This is a genomic window from Streptococcus parasanguinis (genome assembly GCF_001578955.1).
In the GTDB taxonomy this organism is placed as follows: Bacteria; Bacillota; Bacilli; order Lactobacillales; family Streptococcaceae; genus Streptococcus; species Streptococcus parasanguinis_U.
This window is the reverse complement of record NZ_KQ969689.1, coordinates 645774-653554: the sequence shown is the minus strand read 5'-3', so window position 1 is coordinate 653554 and position 7781 is coordinate 645774. Positions and strand designations below refer to the sequence as shown.

General features: G+C 39.7%; 9 protein-coding genes. All 9 read right to left on the bottom strand.

Translation table 11 applies throughout. The annotated features are described in order from the left end of the window. On the bottom strand, nt 1-616 hold a 616-nt coding region (locus tag SPADD19_RS03120), incomplete at its 3' end, for a CAT RNA binding domain-containing protein (protein ID WP_061455173.1). Between the two features lie 450 nt (nt 617-1066). Next, the gene (lacD, locus tag SPADD19_RS03115; RefSeq protein WP_003007720.1) at nt 1067-2047 is read right to left on the bottom strand and encodes a tagatose-bisphosphate aldolase; all 981 of its coding nucleotides are present in this window, start codon (nt 2045-2047) and stop codon (nt 1067-1069) included. A 1-nt stretch (nt 2048) separates the two neighbouring features. Beyond that, nucleotides 2049-2978, bottom strand: coding sequence for a tagatose-6-phosphate kinase (locus SPADD19_RS03110; RefSeq protein WP_061455172.1), 930 nt, complete (start codon nt 2976-2978; stop codon nt 2049-2051). A gap of 10 nt (nt 2979-2988) precedes the next feature. Beyond that, nucleotides 2989-3504 carry a galactose-6-phosphate isomerase subunit LacB gene (gene lacB, locus SPADD19_RS03105; protein ID WP_003002763.1) on the bottom strand — a complete coding sequence of 172 codons (516 nt, stop codon included), beginning with the start codon at nt 3502-3504 and terminating at the stop codon, nt 2989-2991. 16 nt (nt 3505-3520) lie between these two features. Further along, complete coding sequence (gene lacA / locus SPADD19_RS03100) at nt 3521-3946, bottom strand: galactose-6-phosphate isomerase subunit LacA (RefSeq protein ID WP_003007724.1); 426 nt, start codon at nt 3944-3946, stop codon at nt 3521-3523. A 202-nt stretch (nt 3947-4148) separates the two neighbouring features. Beyond that, a complete protein-coding gene (locus tag SPADD19_RS03095) occupies nt 4149-5624 on the bottom strand; it encodes a PTS galactitol transporter subunit IIC (protein ID WP_061455171.1) in 1476 nt (491 codons plus the stop codon). A 98-nt stretch (nt 5625-5722) separates the two neighbouring features. Continuing rightward, complete coding sequence (locus SPADD19_RS03090) at nt 5723-6028, bottom strand: PTS sugar transporter subunit IIB (protein WP_061455170.1); 306 nt, start codon at nt 6026-6028, stop codon at nt 5723-5725. Nucleotides 6029-6063: 35 nt separating this feature from the next. Then, the gene (locus tag SPADD19_RS03085; protein ID WP_023918370.1) at nt 6064-6540 is read right to left on the bottom strand and encodes a PTS sugar transporter subunit IIA; all 477 of its coding nucleotides are present in this window, start codon (nt 6538-6540) and stop codon (nt 6064-6066) included. A 343-nt stretch (nt 6541-6883) separates the two neighbouring features. Then, a complete protein-coding gene (locus tag SPADD19_RS03080; protein ID WP_061455169.1) occupies nt 6884-7630 on the bottom strand; it encodes a DeoR/GlpR family DNA-binding transcription regulator in 747 nt (248 codons plus the stop codon). Between the last annotated feature and the right edge of the window lie 151 nt (nt 7631-7781).

Here is a 7781-nt window from a genome sequence, read left to right as displayed (position 1 = left end):
GATCATAGAAATGACTGTTTTCTTCTTTCCGTTTCAAGCCATTTTGAGCTAGTTTTTCTTCTACAGCTTTCAAAATAACTTGTCGGTCCTGGACATCTGGATCTTGCTCATGAATCATTTCCCCTTGTGCATTAATGAAATGATAAGCAATGCGATTTACTTCATCGTCAGGAAATTGATCCAAGAGCCGCTTTCGAAAGATCTCAATCGCTTCTTTTGCGATTTTATAGGGAATCGGATGCATAGCAGACGCATCAGGAAGGTCACTGTGTTTATATCTTCCCTGATGAACTGCCTGGTAAGAACAAAAGATGTGATCTGTTAATGTCACATAGATATATTCTTGAACAGGATAGGCATATTTCTTAGACAAGGTATCAATCACTTCATAAGTGGTTGTAATGAAATCAAGAGGAACATCCTTTAGAAGGGCCATAAAGTTTTCTCTTGACTCATCCGTATTTAAACGAAATACTTTTTCGACCTTATCATCAGCTACTAGATCATTTTTCTTTTTCCCAAAAGCAATCCCACTCCCAATAACAATCAACTCTTGTTGTAGTTCATTTTGAACCAAAGCAACATTATTGTTCATTGGATGGATAATACGATACATGAGGCTCTCCTTTGTAAAATTTGTTAAAAGCAAATAAAAATGACCACGAAGCAACTGAAAAAACTAGCATACACTAATTGTTCATCTACTTGTGGTCACGCCTAATCTAACTTAGTAACGCTCACTGCTATTCAACTTATAAACTTATTCTATCATAAACATTTTGTTTTGTAAACCCTTACAGCGAAAATTTTTAAACATTTTTTTATAAAAAAGAAACAAGACCTTGAAATAATGAAGAGGCTGGGACAAAAGTCCTAGCCTCTCAATCATCTTTGGATTGTCGAACAAGACGCAGTGGTTGAGTGGGCTCTACTACGCTGATTTCATCATCTTTTACAGCCCTACTCAACTGTGCGGAGGTGGGACGACGAAATCGATTTCTAACGAATGACCGATTTCTGTCCCACTCTCTAACTGTTGCTTTAGGAGGCAATCATCATTTGAATCTTATACGCGTTCTGTCCAAGGTGTTGCTACTTTAGCCAAGACTGCGTTCAATTCTTCAATATTTTGTCGACCTTCTGTACGAAGCCATTCACGAGCAGCTGCTTCTCCATCTTTGATGTAAGCTTCTACTGAACCTGCCCATGTCGCACGTCCACAAAGAACACCGTTGAAGTTTGCACCAGATGCATGAGCAAATTCCAAGGTTTCTTGGAAGAGCTTAGCTGATACACCTGCACTGAGGTAGATGTATGGAAGGTTGGTTGCTTCTTCTTGTTCTTTGAAGAAAGCAGCTGCTTCTTCACGACTATAGACAACTTCTCCTTCTCCAAATCCTTCCACGAAGTTCACATTAACTGGAACTTCCACTTTCAAGACATCGATATTGAAACGAGGATCTGAGAAGACTTTCATAGCCTCAATCACCTTACGAGGTTTCACTTTCGCATATTCAGCAGAGGTTGCATCTGCAATTCCTTCATCATAAGCCAAGATTTCAAGGAAGAATGGAATATCTTCAGCAGCGCATTCAGAACCGATGCGTTCAATATAAGCTTGTTTTTCTTGGTTGAGTTCATCTGCACTGTCTACATCATAGTAGAGCAAGAATTTCACAGCATCTGCGCCTTGTTCTTTGATGCGTTTTGCTGACCAAAGGTTCAAGCAGTCAGGCAAGCGTTTGGTGCTAGACGTATCGTAGCCTGTCTTTTCGTATGCGAGCAAGAGTCCTGCATCTTTGTCCAAGGCTTTTGTAGCTGGCAAACCATATTCTGGGTCCAATAACATAGATGAAGCATATTTTGTCAATTCATCAGCTACAAGGACTTTCAATTCTTCCATTTGTGCTACTGTTGGTTCTGTGTCTTGATATTTGGCCATCAAGCGTTTCAAAGCTCCACGTTGGTCGAAGGCCAAAGCTGAAATGACACCGTCTTTTGTACTAAGACGTTCCAAATAGTTGCGTTTTTGTTCTGTTAATACCATTTTATACCTCTTTTACGATTAATTGTTGATACAAGGCATCATAGTGCCCCATGTTGACATGTCCTGTTTGTGCTTCTTGCGCATTTAACATTCCAAGAACATTTGCTTTCTTGAGCAAGTCTGCGTCACTCTCATGATGATAGAGACCAGATGCAATCCCTGCAACAGTCGAATCACCAGATCCGACTGGATTGACGACATCGATCTTAGGAATATCTACCTTATAGAAGACATCCCCATGCTTAGCGAAAGCGCCATTTGCACCAAGGGAGACAATCACCCATTCGATGCCATCAAAGAGAGAATCCTGAAGAACTTCTTTTAAGTCTTCCACATTCTTACTCACTTCTTTTCCTAACAACTGTGATAATTCTTCATTGTTTGGTTTAATGACCGTAGGCTTGACAGCTGCTTGAATGGCAGCTTCTAAAGAAGCTCCCGAGCAATCAAGTACAACTGGTTTCCCAGCTTCCCTTGCAATCTTGACAAGGCTAGCATAGTAGTCCACTGGTAAACCAGCAGGAAGACTTCCAGAGATGGCAACAACCTCTACTTGTTCAACCAAGTGACGATAATGGTCGAGAAAGTCTTGGCCTTCTTTCTCAGAAATGGTTGGACCTTTTTCTAAGATTTCTGTTTGCTTGCCTTCGTGAAGGATGGCGATACAATTACGTGTATCTCCAGCAATTTCAAAGAAACGTTCCTCTATCCCTTCTCCTAAATGATCGAGAATGAATTGCCCCGTCCGACCACCAAGTAGGCCAGTCGCTGCCACTGGATCCTTTATCTCAGAAAGTACACGGGTAACATTGAGACCTTTTCCACCAGCTGTCTTACTCACCTCAGCTACACGATTGACTGTATCCAACTGGAGTACATCCAAAGGATAAGAAATATCAATCGAAGGGTTCATCGTGACCGTTAATATCATACGTCACCTCTTAGTCGTGGTATTCACCACGGTCCCATTTTTCAAGGAATTCTGTAAAGAAATCAGCATCCGCTTGATGAGCATTATGGGTTTCCACATGTTGGATCTTAGCGATCAATTTTTTATTTTCTTCAGTTGGTTTGTATTCAGCGTGGATGAATGCTTCAATGATATCGCACATGAGCAATTCACCCGTAATTTTACCCCCAAACCCGATGACATTCGCGTTCAATTCTTCTTTTGCATAAAGAGCAGTTGTCATATCGCGTACCAAGGCAGAACGGATACCAGGTACTTTGTTAACAGCATTGTTAATCCCAACACCAGTACCACAGATACAAACACCAAGATCTGCTTGGCCACTTGCTACGGCTTCACCGACTTTCTTACCAAAGATTGGATAGTGGGTACGTGTATGGTCATAAGTCCCAAAGTCGAGCACTTCGTATCCTTTTGATTTCAAAAAATCAGAAACAGCCATTTTTTCATTTGTCACAATGTGATCACAACCAATTGCAATTCTCATTTGAATTCTCCTCTCATTAGCACATCTTATTCAACATATCAACACGGATTTGGTGACGGCCACCGTCGTATTTACCATTGACGAAGCCTTTGGCAATGTTTTTCGCTAATTCATCCCCAACAATTTCAGCTCCCATGGTAATCATTCGAGAATTGTTGTGTCCACGTGTCATATAAGCAGAACGTTCATCTGAAACTTCTGCTGCCACCATTCCTTTGATTTTAGTCGCAACCATAAATGGACCAGCTCCATAAGCATCAATCACGATTCCAAGATTTTGATCGTTTTTGTTCACTTCGCTCGCAACTGCAAGTGTCACATCTACAAAATCTTGACCTTCAGCGGTTACATCTACAACATCGAAGTTTTCTTTCACAAGAAACTCTTTCACGAGATCTTTTAATCTTAATCCTGCAGCATCTGCACCAATTACAATAGACATGTCCTGTCCTCCTTTTGTTTGTTTCAGCAAATATTCCTGTTGTTAATTTTTCACAAAGAAACATTTTCTTACTTTTGATATTATATTACACCTATTTTGAACGAAAGTCAACATTAAATTGTTTATTTTCGAACATTTTTTAAAAATAAAAACACCATATCTAGAAAAGATATGGTGTCAGTTTTCAAACTACATGCAACGATTATTTTGCATTTGCAGCATATTCTTCGTTACGTTTGATCATTTGTTTTCTGTACCAAGCGAAGATTCCGATATAGAATGCCAAGAAGACAACTACACCAAGGATAGCTTTGATATCACCAGTTGTTGCGTTACCGATTGTCCAACCGAGCAATTTTTCAACTGGTCCTTCAAGAGTTGAGTGAGTGATCAATTGAGTAGAAGCTACCCCTTTAGGGAAGGCATCAACACTCTTAGCCAATTGAGTTGCAAATGGTGCAATCAATGTACCTGAAAGAAGGAAGAGTGGCAAGAGAAGGCTTCCGAAGATGATCATACGGATCAATTTACCGCGTGTTACAACCAACAAGGCTGGAGTTACACCCATAGCGATGATACCAGCAAGTGGCAAGATACCATTTCCGACTTTAGAAAGAAGCACTGCTTCGATCAACATGATTGGTGCAAGTACGTTGGCACAAGCCCAGATTTCAGCACGACCAGCGATAAATGGCCAGTCCAAACCGATGTTGAATTTACGTCCTTGAAGACGTTTCGTAGCAACGTTTGTAATACCTTGTGACAATGGTTCTACCGCTGCGATGAACCAAGAACCGATCAATGAGAACAATTCCAAGCAGACACCGGCAGTCAAACCAAGGCTCAACCAACCTTTAATAACCAATTCCCATTTGTCAGCATCAACAACACCAGCAACTGGTTGTGGAGTACCCATGATACCGATGACGATACCAAGTAGGAAACCGATAAAGAATTTAGATCCCCAGAAACCGATCTTCTTGTTCAATTTAGCAGCGTCGAAGTCGTATTTATCAAGACCTGGGAAGAATTTGTCAAAGATTTTATCCAAGACCATGATGATTGGGTTCATCATGTAGTTCATGTGAGTAGATGTCATAGGTGATGAACTTGGTGCATTCAACAAATCATCAAATGTTGGTTTCATCAAGTCTGAGTTGATGATTTTCATAACCCCTACAAGGACAACGGCAAGTGTTGCAACGAAGAGGGATACCCCTGCACTAACACCATTTTTATCGGCATACCATTTAATCAAAAGACCAGTGATTGACAAGTGCCAAATATCGAAGATGTCGACATCAAGTGTGTCAGTTTTCTTAATTAGCAACATCACGATGTTGACAATCAGCATCACCAACAAGAAGTAGAGCGTCCAAGCAGAACCCCATGTGATGGTTGCAAGTGGAGCCCAACCAACGTCAGTAATAGTCAATTGGATACCTGTATTCTCAACAAATTTTGCAAGAGAAGCTGAGAAAGCACCATTCAACATACCGATGATTGCACCGATACCAGTAAGGGCGATGGCAAGTTTAATACCACCTTCAAGGGCTTTAGAGAATTTCACTCCAAACAAGAGGGCCAAAACCGTCAAAATGATTAACATGATGATCGGACCACCCATGTCTAGGATGGGTTTGAAAAATTTATTGGCAAAGTCTATAATTCCATTCATAATAAATCCTCCCGATTTATGAATTTTTTGTAATTTACAGCAGAAAGTGTTCCCAATTTTATCATTGGATAACGCTTACAAACTTGTTTAAAAAAATATTAACTTAATCCATGTTCTTTAATGGCAGCTTCGATGTTATTAAAGACTGGCGCACTCATTGCAGGAATACGGAATAAAATTGGTCCCGCTTCAACAACTGGAATACCAGGATCGAATCCCAAATCAGTTGCAGCAATTGGAGTAAAGATGTCATAACCAGAAATCAAATCTTCATTGACGTCTTTGACCATGACAGCGTCACAACGCACATCATAACCACGGTTTGACAACTCTTCTTCCAACGCATTCTTAATTTGGTGGCTAGAGTTAACGCCTGCACCACAGGCAGCTAAAATTTTAATCATTTGGATGTCCTCCATTATAAATATTTACGAATGTTTTAGGAAATAGTTTCCGTAATGTATTGATAAAGCTTATCTTCACTATCTAATTTTGATAGAGCTTCGAGATTTCCATTGGATGTAAAGAAATCCATCAGTTGGGCCAAAATATTGGTTTGGCTTGAGCTCGTATTATTGATAATGAAGAATAAAAGTGAAACTTGAACTTCCTTATCTGGAGCAATCATATTATGGAAGGTTACGGGTTGATCCAAACGAACCACGACCACATTCTCAGTGAGATTATGGACAATGTCTGTATGCGGGATCGCCACATTTGGTAAGTCCTTACCAAGAAATTCCATGTCTAATCCAGTCGGGAAAGACTTTTCACGCTCAATCAAAGCGGAACGATAGGTTGGTGTCACAATCTGTCGCTCTTCCAATAAGCTTGCTACCTGCTCAAAGAGATCTGTTTGATCCTTGGCATGTAGGCAAAACACAAGATCTTTGTTAAAGAGTTGATTTAATCCCATTGTTGCCACCTCCTTATCTAACTATTTATTTTATGGTTAGAGTATATCACTATATTGATTGAATGTCAATCATTTTTTGTCGTATTTTGTTTATTTTTGTTTATATTCCTCTTTAAAGCGCTTCCTAACCGTCATTTTCTAACATTATTAAAAAAGTAAAAAGAGAGTGGGACAGAAATCGGTAATTCGTTAGAATTCGATTTCGTCGTCCCACCTCCGCACAGTTGAGTAGGGCTGTAAAACCTAATGAAATCAGCGTAGTAGAGCCCACTCAACCACTGCGTCTTGCTCGACAATCCAAAAATAATCGAGAGGCTAGGACTTTTGTCCCAGCCTCTTGATCTTAAATAATTTTCGTATAAAAGCCATATTTGTCTTTGATCTTCTTTGGGATGCTATCATCGGTAATAATGGCATTTAGATCTTCCACACGATAGAAACTGTAGAAGGAATAACTATCAAACTTGCTGTTATCAGCTACCACATATTTCTCTATCGCATTGTTCAGAATAATGGCATTGCCATTTCCTTCTTCTTCATTAGCTGTGGAGACACTATGGCCATCGATTCCATTCACCCCGATGAAGGCTTTAGAAACCTTGATTTCTTTCAAGAGTTTATTGGCAAATTGACCGACAAAGGTTTGTGTCTTTACCCGGTAGCGACCACCAACTAAGATCAGATCATAATTTGGAAAATCCTTGAGCTTCTCAAAAATAGGGAGGGAGTTGGTGACGATGCTAATTTCTTTCCCTTCCAAATAATCTCCGATAAAGTCTGTTGTTGTACCAGAGCCAATAAAAACGGTATCCCCATTTTCGATCAAGTCTGCACATTTTTTGGCAATGCTTCGTTTCTCATCAATATTGATCAGATTTTTTTCACTGTGAGAAGCTTCTAATAAGCTATCTTTGACTTTTTTGTGGGCCCCACCATGTACACGAACTAAAAGACCTTGTTTTTCAAGATCGATCAGATCGCGACGAATGGTCATGTCTGTCACCCCAAAAAGTTCCTTGAGCTCTTTGACCGATACCACACTTTTTCGATCCAGTTCCTGAAGAATTTCAACATGTCTGCTATCTTTCATGGTACTACTTCCATTCCTACTATATTTGTCTCTATTATACTACATTTTTCAAAAAACACAAATTCAAACATTATATTAACAAGAGTAAACATGATATTTTTAAATAAATAAAAGAAAAAAAGCCTTCCGTTAATCCGGAAAGCTTTGATTT

What these genes read in the sequence shown, in the direction of transcription:
- lacD (WP_003007720.1), bottom strand. Translation starts at nt 2,047, where the DNA reads ATGGTATTAACAGAACAAAAACGCAACTATTTGGAACGTCTTAGTACA.
- SPADD19_RS03110 (WP_061455172.1), bottom strand. Translation starts at nt 2,978, where the DNA reads ATGATATTAACGGTCACGATGAACCCTTCGATTGATATTTCTTATCCT.
- lacB (WP_003002763.1), bottom strand. Translation starts at nt 3,504, where the DNA reads ATGAGAATTGCAATTGGTTGTGATCACATTGTGACAAATGAAAAAATG.
- lacA (WP_003007724.1), bottom strand. Translation starts at nt 3,946, where the DNA reads ATGTCTATTGTAATTGGTGCAGATGCTGCAGGATTAAGATTAAAAGAT.
- SPADD19_RS03095 (WP_061455171.1), bottom strand. Translation starts at nt 5,624, where the DNA reads ATGAATGGAATTATAGACTTTGCCAATAAATTTTTCAAACCCATCCTA.
- SPADD19_RS03090 (WP_061455170.1), bottom strand. Translation starts at nt 6,028, where the DNA reads ATGATTAAAATTTTAGCTGCCTGTGGTGCAGGCGTTAACTCTAGCCAC.
- SPADD19_RS03085 (WP_023918370.1), bottom strand. Translation starts at nt 6,540, where the DNA reads ATGGGATTAAATCAACTCTTTAACAAAGATCTTGTGTTTTGCCTACAT.
- SPADD19_RS03080 (WP_061455169.1), bottom strand. Translation starts at nt 7,630, where the DNA reads ATGAAAGATAGCAGACATGTTGAAATTCTTCAGGAACTGGATCGAAAA.